Annotated in this window: 21 protein-coding genes and 2 pseudogenes; 10 read left to right on the top strand and 13 right to left on the bottom strand. The window is 34.4% G+C overall.

Annotated elements, in window-relative coordinates:
- The first annotated feature begins 26 nt into the window (after positions 1 to 26).
- On the top strand, positions 27 to 734 hold the full coding sequence (locus AC1M36_RS11365; protein ID WP_336450837.1) for a DNA alkylation repair protein: 708 nt from the start codon (positions 27 to 29) through the stop codon (positions 732 to 734).
- A gap of 514 nt (positions 735 to 1,248) precedes the next feature.
- On the opposite strand, the gene AC1M36_RS11360 is transcribed toward AC1M36_RS11365, so the two are convergent.
- The 3 genes from AC1M36_RS11360 to AC1M36_RS11350 form a co-directional block, all read right to left on the bottom strand.
- On the bottom strand, positions 1,249 to 1,560 hold the full coding sequence (locus AC1M36_RS11360; protein ID WP_336450836.1) for a heavy metal-binding domain-containing protein: 312 nt from the start codon (positions 1,558 to 1,560) through the stop codon (positions 1,249 to 1,251).
- 140 nt (positions 1,561 to 1,700) lie between these two features.
- A complete protein-coding gene (locus tag AC1M36_RS11355) occupies positions 1,701 to 2,501 on the bottom strand; it encodes an ABC transporter ATP-binding protein (protein ID WP_479845883.1) in 801 nt (266 codons plus the stop codon).
- Between the two features lie 121 nt (positions 2,502 to 2,622).
- Positions 2,623 to 3,876, bottom strand: coding sequence for an MDR family MFS transporter (locus AC1M36_RS11350; protein ID WP_479845882.1), 1,254 nt, complete (start codon positions 3,874 to 3,876; stop codon positions 2,623 to 2,625).
- 102 nt (positions 3,877 to 3,978) lie between these two features.
- Here AC1M36_RS11350 and AC1M36_RS11345 point away from each other — a divergent pair, with 102 nt between their 5' ends.
- Together AC1M36_RS11345 and AC1M36_RS11340 are read left to right on the top strand one after the other, a co-directional pair.
- Positions 3,979 to 5,625, top strand: a complete 1,647-nt coding sequence (locus AC1M36_RS11345) for an ABC transporter substrate-binding protein (protein WP_479845881.1) — start codon at positions 3,979 to 3,981, stop codon at positions 5,623 to 5,625.
- A gap of 121 nt (positions 5,626 to 5,746) precedes the next feature.
- Positions 5,747 to 5,965, top strand: a complete 219-nt coding sequence (locus AC1M36_RS11340; RefSeq protein ID WP_336450832.1) for an alpha/beta-type small acid-soluble spore protein — start codon at positions 5,747 to 5,749, stop codon at positions 5,963 to 5,965.
- A 142-nt stretch (positions 5,966 to 6,107) separates the two neighbouring features.
- On the opposite strand, the gene dhaK is transcribed toward AC1M36_RS11340, so the two are convergent.
- A complete protein-coding gene (gene dhaK / locus AC1M36_RS11335) occupies positions 6,108 to 7,859 on the bottom strand; it encodes a dihydroxyacetone kinase subunit DhaK (protein WP_336450831.1) in 1,752 nt (583 codons plus the stop codon).
- A 229-nt stretch (positions 7,860 to 8,088) separates the two neighbouring features.
- On the opposite strand from dhaK, the gene dhaS reads away from it, so the two are divergent.
- The 3 genes from dhaS (at position 8,089) to AC1M36_RS11320 (ending at position 10,274) form a co-directional block, all read left to right on the top strand.
- A complete protein-coding gene (dhaS, locus tag AC1M36_RS11330) occupies positions 8,089 to 8,661 on the top strand; it encodes a dihydroxyacetone kinase transcriptional activator DhaS (RefSeq protein ID WP_431613061.1) in 573 nt (190 codons plus the stop codon).
- A 12-nt stretch (positions 8,662 to 8,673) separates the two neighbouring features.
- On the top strand, positions 8,674 to 9,672 hold the full coding sequence (dhaQ, locus tag AC1M36_RS11325) for a DhaKLM operon coactivator DhaQ (protein WP_431613060.1): 999 nt from the start codon (positions 8,674 to 8,676) through the stop codon (positions 9,670 to 9,672).
- A 239-nt stretch (positions 9,673 to 9,911) separates the two neighbouring features.
- Positions 9,912 to 10,274 carry a hypothetical protein gene (locus AC1M36_RS11320; protein ID WP_431613059.1) on the top strand — a complete coding sequence of 121 codons (363 nt, stop codon included), beginning with the start codon at positions 9,912 to 9,914 and terminating at the stop codon, positions 10,272 to 10,274.
- A 242-nt stretch (positions 10,275 to 10,516) separates the two neighbouring features.
- On the opposite strand, the gene AC1M36_RS11315 is transcribed toward AC1M36_RS11320, so the two are convergent.
- The gene (locus AC1M36_RS11315; RefSeq protein ID WP_431613058.1) at positions 10,517 to 10,897 is read right to left on the bottom strand and encodes a VOC family protein; all 381 of its coding nucleotides are present in this window, start codon (positions 10,895 to 10,897) and stop codon (positions 10,517 to 10,519) included.
- A 180-nt stretch (positions 10,898 to 11,077) separates the two neighbouring features.
- On the opposite strand from AC1M36_RS11315, the gene AC1M36_RS11310 reads away from it, so the two are divergent.
- Positions 11,078 to 11,608: a GNAT family N-acetyltransferase gene (locus tag AC1M36_RS11310; RefSeq protein ID WP_336450826.1), complete on the top strand. Its 531-nt coding sequence runs from the start codon at positions 11,078 to 11,080 to the stop codon at positions 11,606 to 11,608.
- Positions 11,609 to 12,038: 430 nt separating this feature from the next.
- On the opposite strand, the pseudogene AC1M36_RS11305 reads toward AC1M36_RS11310, so the two are convergent.
- Positions 12,039 to 13,369, bottom strand: a pseudogene (locus AC1M36_RS11305) (erythromycin esterase family protein).
- A gap of 249 nt (positions 13,370 to 13,618) precedes the next feature.
- Between AC1M36_RS11305 and AC1M36_RS11300 the strand changes: the two are divergent.
- Positions 13,619 to 13,819, top strand: a pseudogene (locus tag AC1M36_RS11300) (hypothetical protein); the annotation flags it as partial.
- 124 nt (positions 13,820 to 13,943) lie between these two features.
- On the opposite strand, the gene mle reads toward AC1M36_RS11300, so the two are convergent.
- The 4 genes from mle to AC1M36_RS11280 all read right to left on the bottom strand — a co-directional run bounded on the left by mle (position 13,944) and on the right by AC1M36_RS11280 (position 18,287).
- A complete protein-coding gene (gene mle, locus AC1M36_RS11295; protein WP_479845880.1) occupies positions 13,944 to 14,798 on the bottom strand; it encodes an alpha/beta fold macrolide esterase in 855 nt (284 codons plus the stop codon).
- 612 nt (positions 14,799 to 15,410) lie between these two features.
- Positions 15,411 to 16,514, bottom strand: coding sequence for an LPXTG cell wall anchor domain-containing protein (locus AC1M36_RS11290; RefSeq protein WP_479845879.1), 1,104 nt, complete (start codon positions 16,512 to 16,514; stop codon positions 15,411 to 15,413).
- A 708-nt stretch (positions 16,515 to 17,222) separates the two neighbouring features.
- Complete coding sequence (locus AC1M36_RS11285) at positions 17,223 to 17,696, bottom strand: hypothetical protein (RefSeq protein ID WP_479845878.1); 474 nt, start codon at positions 17,694 to 17,696, stop codon at positions 17,223 to 17,225.
- A 117-nt stretch (positions 17,697 to 17,813) separates the two neighbouring features.
- Positions 17,814 to 18,287: an NUDIX hydrolase gene (locus tag AC1M36_RS11280; protein ID WP_431613056.1), complete on the bottom strand. Its 474-nt coding sequence runs from the start codon at positions 18,285 to 18,287 to the stop codon at positions 17,814 to 17,816.
- A gap of 457 nt (positions 18,288 to 18,744) precedes the next feature.
- On the opposite strand from AC1M36_RS11280, the gene AC1M36_RS11275 reads away from it, so the two are divergent.
- A complete protein-coding gene (locus tag AC1M36_RS11275) occupies positions 18,745 to 19,302 on the top strand; it encodes a hypothetical protein (protein ID WP_431613055.1) in 558 nt (185 codons plus the stop codon).
- Positions 19,303 to 19,420: 118 nt separating this feature from the next.
- Here AC1M36_RS11275 and AC1M36_RS11270 read toward each other — a convergent pair whose 3' ends face one another.
- Positions 19,421 to 20,170, bottom strand: a complete 750-nt coding sequence (locus tag AC1M36_RS11270; protein WP_336450820.1) for a nucleoside triphosphate hydrolase — start codon at positions 20,168 to 20,170, stop codon at positions 19,421 to 19,423.
- Positions 20,171 to 20,709: 539 nt separating this feature from the next.
- On the opposite strand from AC1M36_RS11270, the gene AC1M36_RS11265 reads away from it, so the two are divergent.
- Positions 20,710 to 21,741: a S66 family peptidase gene (locus AC1M36_RS11265; RefSeq protein WP_336450819.1), complete on the top strand. Its 1,032-nt coding sequence runs from the start codon at positions 20,710 to 20,712 to the stop codon at positions 21,739 to 21,741.
- A gap of 275 nt (positions 21,742 to 22,016) precedes the next feature.
- Here AC1M36_RS11265 and AC1M36_RS11260 read toward each other — a convergent pair whose 3' ends face one another.
- Both AC1M36_RS11260 and AC1M36_RS11255 read right to left on the bottom strand, forming a co-directional pair.
- Entirely contained in the window at positions 22,017 to 23,144 is a 1,128-nt protein-coding gene (locus tag AC1M36_RS11260; RefSeq protein ID WP_336450818.1) for an acyltransferase family protein, read from the bottom strand.
- Between the two features lie 663 nt (positions 23,145 to 23,807).
- On the bottom strand, positions 23,808 to 25,037 hold the full coding sequence (locus AC1M36_RS11255) for a helix-turn-helix domain-containing protein (RefSeq protein ID WP_336450817.1): 1,230 nt from the start codon (positions 25,035 to 25,037) through the stop codon (positions 23,808 to 23,810).
- Positions 25,038 to 25,463: the final 426 nt, after the last annotated feature.

The raw sequence follows: 25,463 nt of genomic DNA, 5'->3' as shown, positions 1-25,463 counted from the left end.
AATATTAAAGGAGGAAGTGCAAAACTATGGATTTCGAAACAGTTATGCAGGAGCTTGAAGCCCTCGGTAAGGAACGAACGAAAAAAATATACATATCCAATGGTGCGCACGAGCCGCTTTTTGGCGTAGCTACAGGTGCTATGAAACCAATCGCAAAGAAAATAAAAATAAATCAACATTTAGCTGAAGAGCTTTATTCCACAGGTAACTACGATGCAATGTACTTTGCAGGCATTATTGCAAACCCAAAAGCTATGAGTGAGTCGGATTTTGATCGTTGGATAGATGGGGCGTATTTTTATATGCTATCCGATTATGTGGTGGCAGTAACTTTATCAGAGTCAGATTTTGCGCAAGACGTTGCTGATAAATGGATTGCAAGCGGTGACGAGATGAGAATGTCAGCGGGCTGGAGTTGCTACTGCTGGCTTTTAGGGAATCGCCTAGACAATGAATTTTCCGAAAGCAAGATTTCCAATATGCTTGAAATTGTGAAAAATACGGTTCATGATTCGCCAGAACGAACGAAATCCGCTATGAATAATTTTCTATACACCGTAGGGATTTCATATGTGCCACTACATGAAAAGGCAGTCGAGACCGCAAAGGAAGTAGGTACAGTAGAAGTAAAACAGGACAAGAAAAAAAGCAGTTTTCTAAATGCTTACGAAAGTATTCATAAAGAAATTGATAAAGGCAGACTTGGTTTCAAACGTAAATATGTAAGATGTTAAAAATTAGCTTAGTATCGGAGTGTTGATCCAAGAAAGATTGACACTCTTTTTGTTGAAGTTACTGAACTAACGGGTAGGAAGGTGAAGGAAAATTTAAATCATAACTGCTGGAGTTCACTCCAGCAGTTATGATTTTGAGAAAAATTAGGATTCGGAAATCCTGTAAAATATTCAATCTTTGTATAAATACATCTATTCCTTTATTTCATAAAAGGGCGCTATCGTTGAATAAAGCTTAGATTTCCAAACGACTTTATTGTTATATTTTTTAGTGTAGTGAAGTATCTTATATCAAAAATTAAACAACTATATTTTTAACAGAACCTTTTATAAAAAAGAAAAGACACTCTCATGAGTGCCCCTCTCCGACTTGATAACCACTTTAATTTTAATAATATGTAATTGGACTCCCATCCACTTACTACTCTATCACATTTACGCCTATAAAATATTGAGAAAATTAAAAAATATAAAAAACCCTTTAAAGTATATCTACTCTAAAGGTTTTTTTATTTTATATACGTACAGCAGTACCACTTACCGCAACCATTAACATACCGTCGCGAACAACCTCATAGTCTACATCAACACCAACAATAGCGTTTGCTCCTTTTTGCTGCGCAAGTTGTTTCATTTCTTCCATCGCAATATCACGTGCTTCTTTTAATTTACTTTCATATGCACCTGCACGGCCACCGACAACGTCACGAACAGAAGCAAATAAATCACGAACAATATTTGCACCCATAATCGCTTCACCGTTTACAATATCCACATACTGGGTAATTTCTTTTCCTTGAATTCCTGAAGTTGTTGTTACAATCATAACTGACACTCTCCTTATGTACTTATATTTCTTATACATTTATTATGACATTGAAACTATAAAGTAACTATCTAATAACCTTACAGAAAAGTGACATCTTTGTAAGATATATAAATAAACAGATTAAAAGTACCTTCCTATTAAACACTCGCTCTAGCTTTTCGAATCTCAATTATACGTAAACTATAAAGGAACACCGCTAGACCTAACATTTTTTCATTGTTAGATGCATTGGAACCGAATGTAATAGTAGGTACATTAAGCCCCATAAATCTTTCGCTCCATTCTATCGGCATATACCCTTGCTTACCGATCGCTAGTGTGCGTCCATCTATTGTACGGAGCGTACTTTGGATAAAATCAAACTCCACTTCTACATCGGACAACTTCGTTTCTTTATCCGCCATTAAAGAACCACGTACTATGGTAAATCCTTGTATCATCTTTTCCTTAAACATACCAATCTGGTTATAATTCGAATCATAGATTACCCAATCATACCCATCAACTTCCGTATGAAAATAGGCAAGAATTTCCCCGCTGTTCGTTTCTAATCCATACACATCTCTATTTCCTAAAAAAGGGATCACTGAAAACAGAATGTTAGATGAAATGATTTTTGTTCCAGCAATATACCTTCCATCAGGATGGTATAAACCAAATTGTGCATTTCGTTTCGGCAATTCCAATACGACAAACGTATCAACATCCCAAAACGTTACATCACTTTTCACCGCATTCTTCTGAATCACATTCCCTTTTCCCAGTTGCCAAAATCCAATTCCGAGGAAAACAGAAGAAACGGTCATAATAAAGATAGTCTGTCCCCAATTCACCATTCCCCAAGTTCCATATACATCCCATAGTGCAAATAGAAAAATACCTGCTCCAATCAGAAGCTTAAATCTCCCTTTCCGCTTATAATAATCAAATAATTCCATTTCCGCATCTCTACCCCTTATTTATATTTCTCAACTATTAATGTATCAAAAATAGATGGAATTCCCTAGAAAAAAATGGCTTCGATGCAATATCGAAGCCATTTTTTCACCTTACACGCTATTACGATGACATTTTATTTAATCTTTCCTGAGACTGACTATTAGTTCTAACAAACAGTCCAGTGTATAAAAGGAATGTCCCCATTATTACAATGATACCAATGTAAACGGACATCATCGTAGGAGCCAAAAATGCACCAACGATAATAGTCATTCTTGCAAGTAAATCCGCGCCAATATCTGATAGACCTGCAAAAGCTGAATACGACCCTCTTTTATCAGCAGGAATCATATTAGCTTGTTGTGTATTTCTGATTGGAGAGTAGACAAGTTCACCAACAGTAGCAATAAAATTGAAAATAACCAATACGTACCAAGTGTTTGCAGATGTTACTGTCACATAGCCTATACCATAGAGCACAAGTCCGAAAAGTAACGCTTTTTTTCCGCTTAAACGATCGGTAAATTTATTTACAATAAACGTTAAACATACTACTAACAGCATATTTTGTATGTTAAGAATACTGAGCATCCTTACCCCTACTATTTCAAAGTTCCCAAGGCTTATTGGATGAAATGTTTCGGAAAGTCGTACACCAATATAACTATTTAAAGTGAACTCTGCCGCAAATATGCAGGTAGACCCTATTACAACTTTTAAAAATGCTCTATCTTGAATCGCAACTTTATAGTTTTGAATGAGATCAAGCACGATATTTTCATGCTTTTTTTCTAAGCACTCTTTCACTTCTGCAACTAGCCAAATTTTATAAGCAATTGGTAATGTAGCAGAAACAAAAGTCAGTAATATAAACAATTCTTTTTGGTGATTGGTATATAAAAGTCCACCTAATGCTGCACCAATTGCCATAGAAAGATTCATAAGCCAATAGTCAATTGTATAAATAGCTTTTCGATTTTCTGGTGTAGTTGAGTCTATGATAATAGCATGCATGGATGGGCGACCAAGACTGCTAAATATTACAAATCCTACATAAGCGATTGCAAATAACCAAATCATTTTATCTGTAGGATATAAGCTTAAGGTCATGAATAAAAACATTACAGTACTAGAAAAAGAAGTTAACAATAAGATTTTCTTTCGTTGAAAGCGATCTGAAATGTACCCCCCTATTAAACTTGAAAAAAAACTTAAAATAACCGTTAAGATTAAAAATAATCCGGCCCATATTTTATTTATTTCTTGAGCAAAAAACAATGCCATGAAAGGCATTACTGCTGATGTAACAGCACGATTAAAAAACGATGTAATTAAGCGTACTTTTATATTTTGCTCAAATTCTTTCCAATTCATCGCATCTCCCCCTTTTATCTAATGTTATATTAAACTAGACTTATCAAACTAAAAATGGACACATTCAGAAAAACATGTCCACTTATAGAAGGAGATAGGAAAATGGATAAAAATTTATTGAATCTATGGCAATCATTTTCTTCAGGAAATATAAAAATAAACGACCTAGCAGATTTTTTAAATTTAAGTACAAAGCAAACTGTGCGTTACTTACATAAATGGATGGATGAAGGTTGGCTGATTTTTACTTCTGGAAAAGGCAGAGGAAATACCTCCTCCCTGCAATGGTTGAAAAATATAGAACAAATCTATGAGTCACAAGTAATGGAAATGATGGATCAACAACCTGTTGAAAAAAGCAGTAAATATTTACTATATAATTGGTCTCCAAACAGTAAACTACGCTTGATGACTAAGTTTCATTCTAAATTTGGTTATATACATAATTCGGATGATAAATTAATTATTCCTAGAAGAAAGCCCTTTTTAACAATACATCCGCTAGAAGCTGCCGATGTACATAGTGCACATATTGTCGCGAACGTTTTCAATCGACTTGTTTATATGGATGAAAAGGGGCACATATTTCCTGAAATAGCTCACAGTTGGGATTTAACTCAATCTAAGCTTAGACTATATTTAAAAAAGTCTATAAAATTTCATGATGGATCCATCTTAACAGCGGATGACGTGAAACGATGTCTCTCAAAACTACGTAGTCATACATACTATAAAGACTTATGGGCACCTATAGAAAAAATCGACATTGTATCACCATTAATTATTGATATACATTATCCAGATGGGTGTAGCTATTGTTTACAAATGTTATGTATGATCAATACAAGTATTTATAAAGAAAATAACGGTCTAATTATAGGGACAGGTGGTTTTTATATAGGAGACAATAACCAGGAGAAAACATCATTAATAGCATTTCATGATTATTTTCAAGAAAGACCTTTGCTAGATACAGTAGAATTCATTCAGGTTCCTCTAGAATTTGATACTATTTATCAATCTTCCAAACACCATGAAAGTAATTCTACGTTTCAAGTAGAAAGAAATTCAGGGTTCGGTGTTATAATTATGAACGCTTGGCGCAATTCATCAATTCAACATAAAGATGTTCGTAATTACTTGCATTATATTATCGTTAACAATATGAATCATATGCACGAATATGATTCTCAGAAAATCCCAAATATAAAAAGTTGCTTAAAAGACACAGATCATCAAATCAATATTCCAAAAAGAAAACGTCCCGAATTTACAGAACCGCTTATTATAAAAGCTACTCAGTATACAGAAACAACAACAAAATGGTTAATGAATGTCTTCGAAAAGGAAAATATACCTTTTCAAGTGAAATGGGTTCCTTTCGAAAACTACCTTAGGGATGAAAAACTTAATGAACAAGTTGATCTCTTTATTCATGGTGAAGTATTCGAAATGAATCAAGAGATATCATTTTATTATTTTCTAACGGCTAGATATTCACCATTGGCTAAGATTTTAAAAACAAATAAAACATTAAAAAAGCAACTCGCTACATACAAACATACACATTTTGAGAAGTGGGCCACATTAAATAAAAAGATTGAAAAAGAACTGATAGAATCCTCTATTATGATTCCCTTATACTATGATAAACGCCAGATTCCTTTTTCATCAGATTTAACGAATATTAAGATGAAATATTTTGGATATGTGGATTTTTCTCAACTTTGGGTAAGACCTTTCATTTAGAGCTTACAAGAAATCCGGAGACATCGTTATCAAATGAAATCATAAAACTTCCTGATATTGGTATACATACTTATCTACAGTTAGAAGAACATTATATACAAATTAAATGGAGGTGTTGAAATTGAATATCCAAGGATATAACGATAATTCAAATGAGATTCTTATAACTGGTGCAGCAGGAGCAATTGAGCAAATGAAATATGAAATTGCAAGCGAATTTGGGGTTACACTTGGTCCAGAGACATCTGCACGTGCGAATGGTTCTGTTGGTGGAGAAATTACAAAGCGTTTAGTTCGAATGGGTCAAGAAAAACTAATGGGACAATATAGAATCCATTAAAGATATCTACATAAAAAAGAATAATAATAAAAAAGGTACCTGTTGCTTCATCAGGTACCTTTTTAGCGTTTTCTCTTTCTTATTTTCCTTCTATTTATCTACATACTTTGGAATTTCCAGTATCCAGAAACACAAACTGCCACTATTTTAGGCTACGAGAAAGCTCCGTAAAAATAACCCCTAGCGCATAAGCACCAGCATCCGGATACCCTAAGCTTCTTTCACCAACTGTACCAGCGCGGCCCATTCGAGCTACGATTTCTTTTGTATATTCTGCTCCCTTAACAGCGGCCTCTGCTCCTTTTTCAAAAGCAGTTTTAAAATCCGCACCTGTTTTAGCACTTTCTTTCCAAGCATTTACACAAGGTGCAAGCGCATCTACAAGCGTTTTATCGCCTACCTCTGCTCCTCTTCCGAAAGAGCGCTCACCAATAGACTGTATCCCTTTTAGTGAAGCTTCCAGCATTTCAGCAAACTCTCGGACTGTTAATTCTATCTTTCCATCTATTGCCTTACCTGCCGCTCGGAAAGCACCGCCCCAAATTGGGCCAGAAGCTCCTCCGCAATGTTCCATAATTACCATAGAACACGCATCTAAAAATGTTCCTATATTTAAACGTTCTTGGTTTAAAATCGAGCTCCATTCTCTCTTTAATTGCTTAAATCCTTTCGCAACACTCATCCCAAAATCACCATCACCTGCATGCGTATCCAACTCGCAGAATGGTACTTCATTCTTAATAATGATTTCGCTCATTTTATCAACAAGATACATCATATTATTTAATGTGATAACCTCATTCTTGATGACCGCGTGTTCTTCCGCTGTTTCCGTCTCAAAGGAAACAGGTTTTTCTCCTCCTTTTTCTTCAATATCAATGTATTCTACGCTCTCAACTGGTCCATCTACTTTAAATGCCGGTGTATTACACTCTTTCGATAGCAATGTTTTCAGCTCATCGTCCAGTTTCATCACCGTTAGAGAAATTCCGGCCATATCAATACTCGTCATGTAATTACCGACAAACGCTCTATTAATTCGTATATTTCTTTTGCTTAACTCTCTCGTAACTGCATTGTTAAACAGATATAGTTCTTGAAGCGGTGTGCCGCCAAAACCATTTACTAAAACAGCAATTTCAGCATCATCATCCAGGCCTAAATCTTTCACAAGATCATTTGTCATACGTAAAGCGAGTTCATCTGCAGTCATAATTTTTTCACGTTTTCTGCCTGGCTCTCCGTGGATACCAACGCCATATTCCATCTCATCTTCACCGAGTTTAAAAGTAGGCGATCCACTAGCCGGAACCGTGCAGGAAGTTAATGCGAGACCAATTGTTCGAACATTTGCCGCTGCTTTTTCCGCTACAGCTTTCACCTGCATTAAATCCATGCCTGCTTCCGCTGCGGCACCGGCAATCTTATGCACGAACACAACTCCTGCAACGCCGCGACGTCCTACTGTATAAAGACTATCTTCTACCGCAATATCATCATCTACGCGGACATATTCAACTTGAATTCCGTCTTCAGTAGCTAAATGAGCTCCATTTTTAAAGTTCATAATATCTCCGCTGTAATTTTTAATAATTAGCAGCGTACCTTTTTTGCTAGCAGTTGCTTTAATTGCTTGATATACCTGGATTTGTGATGGAGAAGCAAACACATCTCCGCATACCGCCGCATCCAGCATTCCTTTTCCTACTAACCCCGCATGTGCCGGTTCATGTCCACTGCCGCCACCGCTAATTAAAGTGACCTTATCTTCGTTCATTTCTTTTTTCTTGATTACTTTATACTTTTTCAAAAGCTCTAGTTCCGGATGAGCCATAACCATCCCATTGCACATCTCCATAACGAGCGTTTCAGGTTGATTTATAATTTTTTTCATTTATTATTCCTCCTCTATAAGCTTTGTTATATTCTTCGTTAACCTATTCATGCTCACAATACATTCTCTTTTGAATTATGATATATTTGAAAGCGCCTTCTTATTAACTATAGTAAAATGAAAGCGTTTTATGGTAAACGGACAAAATGAACGATTTGTCCAAAGACACCCTCTTCATTTAGAGATAGGATGTTATTATTAAAAGAATAAATTTGTAGGGATGATTATCATGAGCTCTTCTATCATTTCCAAAAAAATCATAGCGAACTCGCTAAAACAATTAATGGAAACAGAACCATTTCATAAAATATCTGTGAGTGATATTATGGTAAATTGTCAGATGCGCAGGCAGACGTTTTATTATCATTTTAAAGATAAATTCGAATTGCTAAGTTGGATTTATAGAGAAGAAACGAAAGAAAATATTATAGATTTTCTCGATTATGAAAAATGGGAGAATATTTTCGACCTATTATTCCATTACTTTTATCAAAATCAAGGGTTCTACCGAAATGCATTTAAAGTAATCGAGCAAAATTCATTTAATTACTATCTCTTTGAACATACGAAAAACTTATATATCAAAATTATCGATGAGCTATTAATTGGCTGTAAATTAGACATTTCTGAAGTAAAAAAAGATACACTGGCCTCTTTTTATAGTCATGGCTTTGTTGGAACAGTAAAAGATTGGATTGAGAATCATTGCGCTATTGATCCGTCTATCATGTCTTCGATGATGAAAAATATGATAAACAATCAATTAGTCCTGTTACTAAAGCAATCAGCAAACAAATCATAAGGTGGAAAGACAATGAAAAAAATTATGAATGATGTTCAAAATATTGTTGAGGATATGTTACATGGCTTTTATTTTGAACATAGCGATAGAATATCTTATAACAGAGAATACAACATCATTTATCAGAAAGACCTTGCCGCAATCGAGCAAGATGTTGTCATCATAAGCGGTGGTGGTAGCGGGCATGAGCCAGCTGATATTGGTTATGTAGGAAAAGGCATGCTTTCAGCAGCAGTCAACGGTGAGATATTCACTCCCCCTACACCAGAACAAATCGTAGCGGCAGTTCGCTCTGTGCCCAAAGACAAAAGTATCCTATTCATTATTAAAAACTTCGAAGCTGACGTAGAAAGCTTTCTAACTGCTGAATCTTTAGCAAAGCAAGAAGGAAGACTGATTGATCATGTCATTGTAAATGATGATGTTTCCATTGAAGATGACGCTTCCTTCAATAAAAGAAGACGAGGAGTAGCTGGCACAATTTTCGTTCATAAAATACTCGGAGCAGCAGCTCTTGAAGGCCATTCACTACAACAATTAACAGACATCGGCCATTCTGTTATCCGTAATCTGCATACATTAGGAGTCGCGCTCTCTCCAGCAACCAATCCTACTCAAGACAACGTTTCTTTTACACTGCAAGACAATGAAGTTTTCTATGGAGTCGGCATCCACGGAGAAAAAGGGTACCGGAGAGAAGTCTTATCTTCTTCTGAAAAATTGGCGATCGAACTGATGAATAAACTCAAAAGTATTTACCGCTGGAAAAAAGGTGATAAGTTTGCCATCTTGATTAATGGATTAGGTGCTACTCCATTAATGGAACAATATATATTTGCAAACGACATTCGCCGTTTATGTGAACTGGAAGGATTGAATATTCGATTTGTAAAAGTTGGTACCCATCTAACTTCTTTAGATATGCAAGGCACGTCATTAAGCTTTTTGAAAATAGAAGATCCCCTTTGGGAGAAATGGTTAAAAGCGAATGTTGAGGTGGCTAGCTGGTAGCTGAGATTAGCCTCAGGTGTGAACCTATAAACACATCTGAGGATTTTTGTATTTTGCAAATATAGCTATTTTCACTAACTCGACAGAGATATGTTCCCCCCTAATTCAAGATGGAAATTAATACTTGATTCAGGATCAATTCCATTACTCTTTGTGTTTCTATATACACTCACTGTTTCATAGTGCCGAATTTTTTGTTATTCTTATACTTTACTTAGTAAATGAAGGAAGGTATACATATGACAGAGATACTAGATTTATCTTTATACTTCATCTTGTTTATCCTCACCCTATCCGTAATCTGTTTCATCTTAATGATACTCATGAAGATTTTTGGAAAACCAATGAATAAACATCGTGCTGTTGAAAAAGACCTGAAAAAACATTCTTCCACAACAGATTCAGCAGGACATAAAGATGCTAATCTAGCGACGAAAGATGCGGAAGCGAATTGGATGAATGCAGTGATGACAGCATCTTTTCTTACTGCTTCTATGAAAAGTGCCAATGAACATTCAAATACCGACCATGACTCAGGAACTGACAGCGATAGTTCTGATGCAGCAGGTCACGGTGATTCATTCGATGGCGTGGACTCGTAGGCGGCATCATTATAGAGTCCGAAGACACCTTTCGATTCTGAAACATAGAAAACCTCCTGCTTTTTGTTCAATAAGCAGGAGGTTTTGATAATTTATCCCGCATGAACGGGCAGTAAGACTACCACTTCAAGCTTCAGAGAGAAACGAGGAAGATAGGTGAGGATAACTACCCGTAAAAGCCCGATTCGTGAAGTCTAATAATCAGTGGGGGATAAAGCCCCTCCACTGATGGAAGTTTCACTTTATTTCTTCTCCATCACAGCAAAGTAATTCTCTTCATAATCAGCAAAGTTAAATACTCTGCCAAAAGGCATATTCACAATTTTTCCGACTGTAATATTTTTATTTAATAGGTCGTTACGTAATTCATCGAGATTGTCCGTGAAAAACATTAAAGAAGGTGTCCCAAGATTTAATCCAGGTGACATTTTAGCAATGAATTCCTTATTCTGCAAAATAATGCTTGTTTCTGCGCCCTTTGCTGGAGCAATTTCAATCCATCTCATCCCTTGCCCGTTATCTTCTTCAGCAACGACACGAAACCCTACTTTTTCTGTCCAAAACTCCACTGCCTTATCTTGGTTATTTACATACAACATAATTTGGCCAACTCTATGAATCATAGATCTTCCCACTCCCTTATATTAAGTAAATACCTGTGCCTTCCATCGCCAAGGTTTCTAAAACCCGATGACAACTTAATAGATACGACAATACTTCAAAACTTCCTTCTAAAATGTAAGTAGGAGATTATCAGGGTGGCAGAGAATATTAACAAAATATTTTTATAAGGGGGAATATCATTGTCAATTTCAAAAGAGACTGTTAGTTACATGATTCGTACAGGAACAATAGAAGATTCCGAAGCAACTTTAGACATCCAGAAATCGGTTGTTTCTGAAGGCCACTTTCTCATTTCGTTACCTGAAGAGTTTAAAAAAACATCATCCGAGCAAAGAGAATGGGTACAGAACGTATTGAAGAATGAGAGAGAAACCTTACTTGTCGCTGAAAAAGATGGTGAAGTTGTGGGCTGGATCGTATTTATGAACGAGAATAAAGAGCGATTGTCTCATACAGGTTCCTTTGGAATCATGATCAGTAAAAGTTACCGAGGACTCGGAATTGGAAAAATGCTCCTACAAGCTTTATTAGACTGGGCAGAGAAAAATCCACTCATTGAAAAAGTAAGTTTAGCAGTTTTCTCAACAAATCATCATGCAATCTCTTTATACAAACAAATGGGGTTCATTGAAGAAGGCCGTAAAATAAAAGAATTTAAAATGAAGGATAATGAATATGTAGATGATATTCTGATGTATAAACTCGTTTAGGGATACTTTAACCACAAATACCACGCAAAAAAAGCCGTTCTCCTATTAACGATGGAAATCGGCTTTTATCATTCCCATTAAACATCAACTATTCAGAAAATTACGATTCGAAAATGGGGTATTATGTTAAAATGAGTTTGTGTAATTACTTAACTAACTGACAGGTTATTTGAAGAAAGGTATTTTTCCCCTTATCTATGGAACAGGTTGATAAACTCTAAAACATCTCCTCTCCCTAATATCAAAGAACCGTAAAACATAAAAAGCCTGGCTACGAAAATACTAGGTACCTAAATGAGTTTGATAATAAAAGAAAAGTCCTTATTGGTTTTTAAATGACCCTTTAATGGAATAAGTGTTTTTAAACAACTCTTTTGACACTTAACACTACCATCAATACTACACTTCGTTGAGCCACATTATTACAAATTTATTGATGTAGTTGAGATGGACTCACTTTTTGAATTTGAACAAGTATATCAAACGATTTACCTAATGATATATCAACAGTTTTTGGTATATCAGGGCCTTCGGTAGTTATTCCAGAGAAAATTGGATGTTGTTCGTTTAACCAAGTTTTTGTCACGCCGTTTGCCTTACGTAAATCAATAAAAAATTGATCTTTTTTGACTTGTCCAAAGATGTAGTTATAACTGTTTGGATCATCTGATTTTAATGTTCCATATGGGCCAAATTCACCGTTACTATTATATACATTATATCGTCCTTCATAAACAGATGTTCCAATAGATACATACCGTTTTCCATAATATTCCGACAAACGCTACCCAGCTACTTTAGGGTATATAAAAGGAATCATATTTGTTTTCGAAACGTGTCCATTATGTCCCCATACAATGGTTTTTCCTAAATGTTCTTCAGTCCACTTCGCATTTTCATACATTGCAATATCATGTTTCAAAAAAAGATCCGATGGTTTATCAGAAGGTGACGCTAACATTGTAGTAAACTGTTCAATAATACGGGCATTTTGTTTTATCCATGCGAACTCTTTGGATTTTCCATTTAGATAACTTTTATTTTGTTCTAATAAAGCACTGATTTGTTTAGCATCTGAAATATACTTTTCTTTATCTTCTTTCGTAAGGCTGCCAAAGGTATCCATATCCTTTGTTACAGGAATAAGGTCTTTTATCTTCTCTTCTACTCTAGGCACAAGATCTGAATTATTTCTTTTTAAATATTCTATTATATTATTATAAACATTTTCGTTTACTGATTGAATATCCATCCCAATGACACGCACTTTAGATTTATGTTTCGGATTAGCATTATATTGCTGAATCCAACTAAGTAGATTTAATATTTCTTTCGTGTTAAATGCAGGTGATAGATGTTGGCTTGGGTTTCCCTTACCAGTAAGAACATATCGATCAAGTTCCAAAGCTCTATCCCATCCCTCTTCTAAAACTAAGTTGATAAAGCCCTTTTCAGATACTAAATAATTTACAATTCGGTGTTTCATTGTAAAAACTTCATGGGCCCCGTGCGTAGCTTCACCTAAACTACAATTGAAGCTGATCCTACCATATTCTTAAGTGGTTTTAAATCATTAAGAGATGCAGTTGGATTAGTTGTTTTTAAAGGCTTTGCATGCGCTTCTAACCATTCCGCTATTTGATTTGTATTGTAGGGAGCTGTAACAGAAACTTCTGTTTTCGAATCTGCATAAATACTTCCTACAAAATTAGTCAGTATTATAGCAGAAGCACCAATTGCAATAATCATTTTCTTTTTCATAAAAACCTCCTGAAATACTTATTTATTAGTTTTTTGACATGCTCTAAGGACTTCCGTTTAAACCATTAATTCTCTTATTTACTGTTAAGATAAATTTATTCTAGTTCCTAAAACTCACTTATTTCTTAATAGGTTCTTAAGAAACCCTTAATTTACTCATACCAATATAAAACCAAATAACCTTCCATCAAAAAATAAAGGGAGCAGGTTATTTGGTTATTCATTTCGCAAGCTTAATGCTCAGGTTAATCATTTTTCAAACGGTTAAACTTTATTACAAAAAACGTTATCCTTTCCTATGATTCTACAACCTTCCAAGTTCCAGATTGATTCGCAACTACTTATCCTAGTGCCGGAGGATGTAGTCATACAGCTGGTGTGAAGATTCAACTAGAGCATGACTTGTTGAGTGGAAAATTTTCTGATGTGGAAATTGAACCAGGAAAACGAAGTAATTAGTATTCTTTAACTGAGTAACAGTTCCAAAACTGATTTTTAATAGAAAAAAAAGGCTACAAATTCGATTGTAGCCCTTTTTCCAAATGTTTTTTGTTTTATACGATTCCTATAATGATTACAGGACTGAAGTATGGTTCGAAATAGCGTTGATTATATGATCCCAATCATCGCAGTGAATCTCGTGTCCCGATCCCTCTAGGGTTAGTAGCAAAGCATGCGGAATTTCATTAACAAGAGCAAGACCATGCTCGTATGGAAGCACTGTATCTTCTGTACCATGGATAACCAAAGTAGGTATATTGATTCCTTTTAACTTCCCCTCATAAGAATCATCGCCTTTAAGAAGGGAGTGATTAAACATACTCAGTAGATTATTTGCTCTATTTATTTCTTTTTCTACCTGCTTATTAGCCCTCTTCTCATCGAATTTATGCTTTGAACCACAGAGTACAGCTGATCCTGCAACCAAGTAATTTGCAACAGATTCTTCATCCGACCAATTTAGTTTGGCCGCATTAGCATGGTAAGCGAGTATCTTCTCATCGATCGGAGGCAAATTCCGGTTGTTGTCTTCAGAACCAAAAATACCTGATGCAATCAAAGTTATACTTAGAACTCTCTGAGGGTTCCTTAAGGCTACAATTTGAGCAATCATTCCACCTAATGACATTCCAACAATATGGGCTTCGTCAATATGATATGCATCGAGTACCCCAATCGCATCATCAGCCATATCTACCACAGTATAGTTGGAACTCCCCGGTTCATAAGTAGTTGACCGTCCGACATCTCTATTATCATAACGAATAACATATCGGCCCGTATCAGCTAATTGTTGACAAAATTCCTCATCCCAATAAACCATTGAACACATTGCTCCCATAATCAGTAAAACTGCTGGATCTGCTGAATTACCAAAGCTCTCTGTACATATATCAATTTCATTAATTTTAATAATCTTTTCAGTCATGATTAACTCCTCATTTCATTCGTATTTAGTTAATAAAAAAAGACACACTCAAATAAACCCACATGTTTTGAAAAAAATAGCTGGGCATAACGAATTGTGTTTAAAATTAACGTAAACGAATGAACTTGATAATCATGTTAAACACTCTCCTATAAAAAGTAAATAAGGGTAAAACCCTTATTCTGATAATAACATACCTCTGTCAGTTATAATATGGGTCCATTTTTTCTTATTTAATAATTGAAAAAATAATTCTTACTGTATGAATCCGCACTCTTAGTTGAAGAAAAGAACTAAAAAACATTCCTCTACAACCGATACAGCAGGACATAAAAACGCTAATATAACTACGAAAGATGCCGAAGCAGAGTGGATGGACGCTGTGATGACAGCAACTTTTGTTACTGCACCTATGAAAAGTGCTAGTGAAAACGAAAGTGTTGATCATGACTCGGACACTGGCGGTGATAGTTCTGATTCATCAAACTAGAATAATTTAACCTATCCATCTATAAAACAACAAAAAAGAGTGTTTCATAGTCAAAAATTTGACTTATGAGACACTCCTTAGGAATATAAATTATTGCAAAAAAACAGTTTTCATACACTTTATTAAAACATCTTTTTCATTCTATTTCGCATTGCTAATAAAATTCCACCTAAAATTGATAACATTCCTAGAGTGGTTGTATTAGATTCTGTTCCCCCGGCGTTAGGAAGTTCTCTCTTATCGTTTTCCACTTTAAGAGGTGTACTCGATTGTTTTATTTCGTTTCCTTTATTTTCTACATTTTGCTTCGCCTGTTTTAATTCCGCTATCTCTGCTTCTACATCTTGTTTCGCACGTGTTAATTCATTTAATTTCTCTTCTATCTTTTTCTTCGTCTGTTTCACATCTGCTAGTTTCTCTTCCTCTACAGTGTGTTTTGTACGGAGTAATTCTGCTAATTTATCTTCCAGCGTTTGTTTCATTTGTTTTAACTCTACTACTTTTCCCTCTATCGCTTGTTTCGCCTGGAGTAATTCTGCTAATTTACTTTCGATTGTCTCGTGTATTTGTTTTAAGTCTGATGCTACCTCTTCTTTATGTTGCTTCGCTTCAGAAATTTTCACTTCCGCGTCTTTCCTAATCTGCTTTAATTCTGCTAGTTTCTCTTCCACATTTTGTTTCGTCTGTTTTAATTCTGCCAATTTCGCTTCTGCAGTTTGTTTCACCTGTTGTAATTCTGTTAATTTCGCTTCTGCAGTTTGTTTCACCTGTTGTAATTCCGATATTCGCTCTTCTCTATGTTGTTTCACTTCCGCTACTTTTTCTTCTACATGTTGTTTCGTCTGTTGCAATTCCGATACTCGCTCTTCTCTATGTTGTTTTGCTTCCGCTACTTTTTCTTCTACATGCTGTTTCGTCTGTTGCAATTCCGATACTCGTTCTTCTACATGTTGCTTCGCTTCCGTTACTTTTTCTTCCGCATTTTGTTTCGCCTGTTTTAACTCTGATGCTCGCTCTTCTACATGTTGCTTTGCTTGTTTTAATTCCGCTGCTCGCTCTTCTGCACGCTGCCGCGCCTGCTTAAGTTCTGATAACTTCTCCTCTGCATGTTGCTGAATCGAATCATGTGTTGGAGCGGCCTCATTAACTTCGGCATAACTTGTATTAGCCCCTGCCATCATCGCTAAAGCTATTGTAGAGATTGCGACTGTTTTTTTCGTACTCATCATTTTGTCCCCTTTTCTTTCCTGAGTATTAAACTGTTATGTATATAAATCAAAATTAAAAAACCAACATCAAACCATTCTTTTTAGATGGGAGAGAGCATCCGACCATGCATAGAAGCGGTCAGTGCCTTTTTTAGCCCCATGCCAAGTGAGAACAAAAGGAGAAAGCGAGTGGAGATCTTCTTTTGTTTTCATAGCCGCGACTTAGGTGCTTGAAAATCAAAATGGATATATATGTCGGAAAATCAAGTTGGATATATATATACAAATCTAAAAATGTATTATCATATTAATATAATAATAGTATACCAAATGTTTATAAAGTGAAACTTTAATCAACAAAAGTTTTCTCAACCTTTTTCATTTTAATATAATACGAAAGGTTCGTTAACAATTGCTTGATAATCGACTTGATTGTATAAAGCAAATTTTGAATTTCTATTTACCACAACCAAGTAGCAGTGTTGCATCACCATACCTTAGCATACGATAGAGGTAGAATCATTGCTTTTCATAGTTTGAAAAAAACGTATAAGAGGGCCGAGCCCGCCTCACCAACTAATCATTTTGATTTGAAACAATCATTATTTTAGAAACTCATAAGAGTGTCTTTTTTATAAAATTCCGTTACATATTCCCACCCATATTTAGATAAAAATAACGGAGAATCCGTTTCCGAATTCCCCTAATATATTTGTGATTATCCCTTTATAACCATTCCTTATATTCTTCAAAAATAAATTCTCCCACAACTTCAATAGTAGTATCTGGCTTACTTCCATCATAATAAGAGATATCCGTGGTTACACCTGTCCAATGGATATCAAAAATTCCGTTTCCTTTGTATTTCATTTTCAACATATTACTATTAACACCTTGATGTTCAAAATAATATAGTCTTGCTACCAAATCGTTGCTGTCTTCATCATACCCTTTTGAAATAGTAAATTGTTGTTCTTCAAAATTTTCAAGATTTAAGTGATCCAGATAAATTGTTATCTCTCCACTTGGATTCATTTTACAATCCGCTGTATCGGGTAGTGATTGGATTGGCTCTTCCTTTGTTTCTACTTCAAGCCATACCATTATGTCATTCTCGTCTTTTTTAACCGCATAGATTTTCGCTTCAGAAATTTCATATTTCTCAACTCCATTAAAACGATTAAGAATAAAAATCCCCATTAGAATCACCTTCTATTCCAACATTATTGAATTGAACTATTAAACCTTTTTCTTCACCAATCTAGCTTTTACATGCACCCAAATTCTTTGCTCTCGCTGAATTTTGAAGTAGAGATCTTACTGCCCGTTCATGCGGGATAAAGTATATTTTAATTTATAATCTTCGAGTACAGGTCTATCTGGTGGGCTTATATTTTTTGGCAAATCATATAAAGAAAAAAATTGAAGGTTTGTTGACTCATTCTTATCATGACTTAAATAACCGTTATATTCTTTACATTCAAAAGCCGTCACAACATTATAGACTTCATCACCATGAGGATATTGATAATAAAAAGCTTCCCCTGAATATGTATGAATCAATTTAAGATTCTCAGCCGTTAGTCCTGTTTCTTCAAACAATTCTCTATGCGCTACTTGTTCAAGTGTTTCTCCTAACTCCATCGCTCCCCCAATCAGTCCCCAACATCCATTATCTTTTCGAAGTTGCAATAAAACTCGTTGCTCATAATCTATAACAAGTACACACGCTCCGACCATAATTAAAGGTCTACTTCCAACTAAATTACGCAAATCCATAATATATCCCATATATATGTCTCCTTTAAAAATTCTGTAATCCTTGCGCTATCAGAATTAAAATCTATCTATGCAATCTACTAAACAGGAGCATTCGACATTAACCATAATATTCCTTCTAAAACAATAAAAAACCTGTCGAAATTGACAGGTAATCCGTTGTTTTATATTTGATTTCATGTGGAGTGCCCCACATCAATATTAGAGGTCTATGAACAATAAATAGCCCCAGTTCAGTTAATAGTCAGAACCCCCAAAGTTCACTACAAAATTTTATAAGATCGCATCTATTCAAATAATACTTCCATTTCTTTAAACACTACACACCAATACGATATGTATCACCACATTACCGCCAAACGAACAAGAAATGGTAAAATATATGTAAAGATTAAGAATAATAGAAAATGAGAAACGATCATTCAAGGTGAAACAATTGTGCAATAAATATATAAAAAGGAGAATGGATATGGATGATATGAAGGATAATTTAATCCCCCTTTTAGAAGACTTAAAAAAGGAGCCCACGAAAGAAACTATAACCGAAATATTAAAAGAATTTGGCATGGAGTCCTCTGAATATTGGGCGAAAGATGAGATTGAAGGAAAAGAAGCTGTTCTTGCCAGCTTTCGCTTTTTAAGACCGTTACAAGAAACATTAGATATGTACTTATATCATAATGACAGCTGGGTTCAAAGATCGATTCAACGTGCGAATGAACTAGCAACACCTCATACAAACGACTTGATTATAAAAGAAATGGTGCAAGCAGAGATCCCACCTGAAAAGATCGGATTGTTCGCGTACTGGATAGCTCGGTCCGCTATGAATGAAATTTTATATCGCCTCTCTGATGCAGGTGGCGGAGATTACAATTTACCAAATGAAGGGGAAGACTTGCCGTCTTGGCGACTAGCAGAATATACAGCGCAAAGCGGAAATCCAATGAATGTAAAACCTACAGGGCGACTTTTACTTGAATTACATAATCTTTTTCCATTTCATAACCCAGGTGAAAAAGAGTAACTTAAACAAAAAGCTTGCCAAAAAGGCAAGCTTTCAGACTGTTAGGTGTCTTTTCTTATTATAGAAATATCTTAAAATACATATCTGGTGTCCTATATTCAATTTAAAAGACCTTTTGTTACATCATAACGCCATTATCTTTGAATGAATACCATCTTCCATCAATGAAATGTTTTCCTACTGCCATTGCACCGTTAGATTGTAAATAATACCAATCCCCATCTTTTTGTAACCAACCTGTTTGCATTGCACCATCTTTATTCATGTAGTACCATGTATCATTCACTTTTACCCAACCTGTTGCCATTGAGCCATCTTCATTGTAGTAATACCATTTTCCGCCAAAGGAACCTTGAAGCTTCTTCCATCCTATTTGCATAGCCCCATCTTCATTCAAGTAATATGTATTTCCCTTAACAGTTTTTTGACCTGTCGCCATGGCACCATTTTCTTCAAAATAATACCAAGAGCCATTGATTTTTTTCCAATCTTTAGTCATAGCTCCATCTTCGTTAAAGTAATACCATTTTCCGCCAAAGGAACCTTGAAGTTTCTTCCATCCTATCTGCATAGCACCATCATCATTAAAGTAATATGTATTTCCTTGGATATTTTTCATATATTTAGCCATAATTCCATCTTGATTAAAGTAATACCAAAGGCCATTGATTTTTTTCCAATCTTTAGCCATAGTTCCATCTTCATTATAGTAATACCAGTCTCCTTTATCTCGAACCCAGCCACTCTTTTCTTGAGCTTGCTCAACTTTATACGTATTATTTTGTGAAACTACATGTTCTTCTGCATGAGATACTGCAGGAACTACAAACATTGCAGACATTAAAACTGGTAAAATAGTTTTCTTTATTTTCCATTTCCCCCAAATAATGAATAATTTTAGTTTTTATTTCCACAAACAGAATTATATTATGGTATTTAAATATAATCAATAGTTTTTGTAACGAAAATGTAATCTTTTTTATTTAAATGAAATAAACCCACTTAAAATGTAATTATTATTACTTTTCAGTTACATTTCAAGTATCACTACACAGCCATCAACTTAAAGTATATTTTTATGTAAAACGCGGTCTTTTCACATAGTTTTTTTATTATTTTTTATAAATTTTATAAATGTAGGCATATCAAGTAACCCCTGACTCGTATTTTAAACATAGTGGAAGAACATAATAGAATACTAATGAGTTGTCCATAAAGGTGGCATTCTAATCGCTCTTGTTCAATAGATTTACAACGATGAATTTAAAACTAAGATTTTCATTTACTCTTAGTCAGCAAACGGGGTATGTCCTTGAATAACAGCAGGGGATTTTGGGATAGTGTCGAAAAGAGTCATATGCTATACGAATTGTATAGTGAATCGAATGATTAAGGGTGGGAGTTACTGTGTTAAGAAAACCAAAGAAATTACAACGAGGTGATCGCGTCGCAACCATTAGTCCTTCTTGGGGAGGCGCAGGCGATCCAGAACTTAGGTGGCGTTATGAACAAGGGGTAAAAAGATTAGAAGAAGTATTTGGCCTTGAGGTTATACCCATGCCAAATAGTTTGAAAGGTTCGGCATATACTTACGAAAACCCACAGGCTCGTGCACAAGATTTAATGGCGGCATTTCAAGATGAAAGTATTAAAGGCATCATTGCAAATATTGGCGGATCCGATAGCATTCGCTTACTTCCTTATATTGATTTTGACATTATACGTGAAAACCCAAAGATTTTTATGGGCTATTCAGATGTGACCATTTCACATCTTTTTTGTCATAAAGCGGGCCTTTCTTCCTTTTACGGCCCAGCCATTTTAACCGATTTTGCTGAAAATGTTGAAATGGATCCGTATACAATTGAAATGGTAAATCGAACTCTTTTTTCAAATGAACCGATTGGGGAAATCGTGCCAGCTACAGAATGGACGAGTGAACGTTTAGAATGGATTGAATCAAACAAAAATACACGTCGTACCATGCAAAAAAATACGGGATACGAACTCCTTCAAGGATCAGGTATCAAACAAGGTCGTTTAATCGGAGGGTGTATAGAAGTACTCGAGTTCACAAAAGGGACAATTCTTTGGCCTGAGAAAAAATATTGGGAAAACAGCATCCTGTTTTTTGAAACATCTGAAGACAAACCAGATCCAAATTACGTAACATATTGGTTACGTAATTATGCTGCGCAAGGCATTTTACAAAACCTAAACGGAATCATTTTCGGCAAACCGAAAGACGAGAAGTATTATGAAGAATACAAACAGGAAATTCTAACAGTTATGAAAGAATATCGTTTAGAAGATTTGCCGATTCTTTATAATTTAAACTTCGGTCATACGGAACCTAAGTTTATTTTGCCTTACGGCGCAACGGCAGAGATTGATTGTGAGAGGAAGACGTTTTCGATTTTGGAGAGTGGGGTACAATAGAACGAAACTTTAATTAGTGGAGGTTGATTTCCTCCCCTCTTACTTACGGGGTTCCGGATATATAAAAAGGTTCCTTAACATTTACACTTCGTTTGTTAAGGAACCTTTTTATCACTCATTATTCCTGCTTACTCTTTGCCTTCATTTGTTCCTCATACACAAACTTAGCATTCATAAAATCATTAGGAAAATCACCTAATGCTTTTTTCATAACATTTAATTCCTCTTGTGATTTAATTTCAACACCATTTAGGAAATCGAAAACTTTGGACTGTTCATCCTCTCCTAGTTAAATACCGCCCAAGTTTTATGCAGGGTTTTTCAACAAATAAATATCCTAATGAAGACAGTAAAAAAGAAAGAAAAAAAGAAAGAAAGACTACTAATATGGTAGGTAGTTGATCATAAAATAAATACATAACTGTGAATAAAGAAACAAGATGATATAAATAAAGACTGTAAGAAATCTTTCCAAGAAAAATAAATACTTTTCTTCTTAATAACGCACTAAATGTCCATGAAGAGATACTCATAATCATCACTATACAAACCCCGAACGAGACAACGTAGTCTCTCAATATATAGTTATTCAAAAAATCCACTTCGCCAATCATTCCTTCATACATAAAACAAATAATTGCGGTCAGCAGTAATATGATTTTCACTGTTTTTTTCATCTTTAATGCATAATGAAAAATAAAATAACGATACTTGGCTAATAGAGCTCCCATAAAAAAAAGAGTGATGTAGTGAAAGCTTAAAAAACTACTAGTTATGCTTCTACCAGAATCAAACAAATACAGACCAAGAGTCGAAAAAAGACTTAAAATTATAAACCACAATAAGGAATATCTGAGCTTTTTTCGAACAAAAAAGAAAGTCAGAAATGGAAATACAATCGAAATTCTCATTTCATGAACAAGAGACCATATAACATTATTATATGCGTCCGTGTTATATTCACCGATAAAAACAAGATGTTGTAAGAATAAAACGAGTGTATCTTCAGCCGTCCATGATTTACTAAACCAATCGCTAATAAATGGCATATCATTATGACTAAAAAGCATTTTAGCAATAATAGAAATGCTGATTGCTACTAAATATGGTATATAAATTCGGCAAATCCGTTTTATTATGTATGTATCATAATGAAATTTCTCATTATGAATGGATAAATACAAAACAAAACCACTCAATACAAAAAAGAGAATAACAGATTCGTTGCCGCTACTAAAGACAAGACGTAAAGGAGTTTCCTTGAATAAATAAATGATGAAGGGGCTGTTTAACTTATATTGATAATTTTCATACGCAGGCAATAACATCATATGATGCCCGATTATTACAAGAAGTGCTGCTAATCCTCTGAGAGAGTCAAACTCCTCATATCTTTTCATCATATTACTCCTACCAAAAAGATTTTTATTAAAATATAGTTTGCCTTCCATTTTCCTGTTCATAGAATTATCACAGTGTTTAATATTTCAGAATAATTATAAATTTCTAATATGTACTCATTTCACTTTGGTATATACGAACACAAACCAGCCTCCTCTAACTATCTATTGCTACAAAATATAACACGCTTTGACAATAAATGAAAATACTATTGAACACTCGATGATTAAAAATTTTTAAAATCTTTCAAATATGACACAAGGAATTTAATATAAGGGAAACGAGAAAATGCAAATCACATGACATATCTTTGTTAGGTAAAACAATTCAAACTATACCTTTGACTAATCTTCATAATAAAGTCAACAAATTCTATACAAAATAAAAAAGAGTCCCACAAGAAATATGGGATTCTTTTTTATTTCAAACATTTATTTAATCCACGTTAAAAGGGACGAACATGAAAAAGCAAACATCTCTTAACTATTTTGTTCTATTCTTATACTTATTCAAATAAATTCTTTATTTAAAATCCATTTCCCTACTATATTCATATGGTTAGCAAAATCATAAAAAAATAGATCATATATTTTTAACACATGGAAAAAATTCAAAACAAAAGTATTATTACTTATAAATGAAGAGGTAAATTAAGTTAGTGTATCCTATACCACTGTATGTCTTTCACGGTATTGCCTAGGAGTCATATTACATATTTTTTTGAAAACTCTTGTAAAATAACTTTGATCGTAAAAGTTAAGCCAAGCACAAATATCTGATAGTGGATATGTAGTTAATGTTAATAGTTTTTTCGCTTCTTCTACTCGTTCCCTTTGAATATATTCACTAAAAGGGATTCCCACTTCTTGTTTAAACAATTTAGATAAATAAGTAGGATTCATATCAAGCAGCGTAGCGAGATTATTGAGAGATATTTCATGATAAATGTTTTTGCTAATATGATTTAAACATGTAGTAATTGTATGCGAATATCTTTGAATACTATATTCTTTAACACGATCAGCAAAAGCGCATAAAGCATCCTCAATTAATCTATTGACTGAATACATATTATCTAGCTGTTCAATCGTCTCCATATAGAGAGAACTAAGCGAAAAAGCAATTTCTGATGGGAGATTTCCCTCTATCGCATAACGAGTAGCTAGAGTAATGGCCATAATGCCATTATTTTTTTGATTTCTTAGTTGATTTGTTTTTGATGAAATTGCAGCATCTTCTTGCGGAAATGCATATGCATATTGTATTAATTTTTCTTTGTTCCCTTCTTTAATACATGTGAAAAATTTCCGTTCCAATGCTATATCGTAATGATTAGGACTATTTTGACGACGGGCTGAAATATATAAATCAGGATTCGCAATTTCATAGGAAGTTTTCTCCAATAATTTATTTTCACTCCAAACAGCACCGACATCTAACTTTTCTTTAAAAATCATGTAATGCAATAAAATTCCTATATCAATTAAAGTTATTTTTTTTATTACAGGTATGGAATGATAGTAGTCAATTCCGTCTTGTATGCTAGCATTTTTTCCAAATTCATTCATAAGTCTAATGGCCATATCTTCTGATACCTTGGGATATGCAGAAGGTCCAATAACAAAGGTTCCTTTTATAGATTCATGGTCTACTACGTGAATGAAAACGAAATTTTCTAGATAACTGTTTCCTCTCATAAGCGGAAAATTATAGGGGTCATTTTCTTGAAAAAGTTCACTAAGTTGTTCTTCCTTAGAAGAATAAAAAGGACTGCAAATATCATTAGAAGTAGATTTATATAAGATTTTTTCATCTGTAGATACAAATTGAATAGATACTTGAAATGTTTGATATAAGATATCACACAAATATTGTATATCCATAGAATGATTCATTATATTCTCCTTTTAACTAGATAAGATAATAAAGCTTCATATAAAAAACCAAACATTTATGTACTACATTTATGGATTGATAAATACATTGTGAAGAGTGAAATTACACTAAAAAATTCTATTAATTTCAAAAAAATACAATTTATATCAAAATCTTACCATAAATATTCAGAAAAATCATTTATTATTTAGATTTATAAGATGCAATATCATAATGATGAACTTTTTTATTCCAGTATCCATTTGATTGATTTATTTGTTAGGCACACCTTTCGTGTAGTCATAGAAACTTCCAACACACACTCACATATACCCCTTGTCACTCTTAACTTGATGACGATGTGGCTATGCCCTGCATAGTAAAAATTCGAGAAGAAGAATTCTGTTCAGTTTTTGTTCAGATGCTAGGTTTAAAATTCTTCGCCC

This window comes from Bacillus sp. Medicinal_06 (genome assembly GCF_056711665.1).
Note: the sequence above shows the minus strand (reverse complement) of the source record. Positions and strands in the feature narration are given on the sequence as shown.

Coding starts and splice junctions, on each gene's coding strand:
- dhaQ (WP_431613060.1), top strand. CDS start 8,674: ATGAAAAAAATTATGAATGATGTTCAAAATATTGTTGAGGATATGTTA.
- AC1M36_RS11275 (WP_431613055.1), top strand. CDS start 18,745: ATGGATGATATGAAGGATAATTTAATCCCCCTTTTAGAAGACTTAAAA.
- AC1M36_RS11365 (WP_336450837.1), top strand. CDS start 27: ATGGATTTCGAAACAGTTATGCAGGAGCTTGAAGCCCTCGGTAAGGAA.
- AC1M36_RS11360 (WP_336450836.1), bottom strand. CDS start 1,560: ATGATTGTAACAACAACTTCAGGAATTCAAGGAAAAGAAATTACCCAG.
- AC1M36_RS11355 (WP_479845883.1), bottom strand. CDS start 2,501: ATGGAATTATTTGATTATTATAAGCGGAAAGGGAGATTTAAGCTTCTG.
- mle (WP_479845880.1), bottom strand. CDS start 14,798: ATGACTGAAAAGATTATTAAAATTAATGAAATTGATATATGTACAGAG.
- AC1M36_RS11350 (WP_479845882.1), bottom strand. CDS start 3,876: ATGAATTGGAAAGAATTTGAGCAAAATATAAAAGTACGCTTAATTACA.
- AC1M36_RS11280 (WP_431613056.1), bottom strand. CDS start 18,287: ATGGGATATATTATGGATTTGCGTAATTTAGTTGGAAGTAGACCTTTA.
- dhaS (WP_431613061.1), top strand. CDS start 8,089: ATGAGCTCTTCTATCATTTCCAAAAAAATCATAGCGAACTCGCTAAAA.
- AC1M36_RS11315 (WP_431613058.1), bottom strand. CDS start 10,897: ATGATTCATAGAGTTGGCCAAATTATGTTGTATGTAAATAACCAAGAT.
- dhaK (WP_336450831.1), bottom strand. CDS start 7,859: ATGAAAAAAATTATAAATCAACCTGAAACGCTCGTTATGGAGATGTGC.
- AC1M36_RS11320 (WP_431613059.1), top strand. CDS start 9,912: ATGACAGAGATACTAGATTTATCTTTATACTTCATCTTGTTTATCCTC.
- AC1M36_RS11255 (WP_336450817.1), bottom strand. CDS start 25,037: ATGAATCATTCTATGGATATACAATATTTGTGTGATATCTTATATCAA.
- AC1M36_RS11345 (WP_479845881.1), top strand. CDS start 3,979: ATGGATAAAAATTTATTGAATCTATGGCAATCATTTTCTTCAGGAAAT.
- AC1M36_RS11260 (WP_336450818.1), bottom strand. CDS start 23,144: ATGATGAAAAGATATGAGGAGTTTGACTCTCTCAGAGGATTAGCAGCA.
- AC1M36_RS11285 (WP_479845878.1), bottom strand. CDS start 17,696: ATGGGGATTTTTATTCTTAATCGTTTTAATGGAGTTGAGAAATATGAA.
- AC1M36_RS11290 (WP_479845879.1), bottom strand. CDS start 16,514: ATGAGTACGAAAAAAACAGTCGCAATCTCTACAATAGCTTTAGCGATG.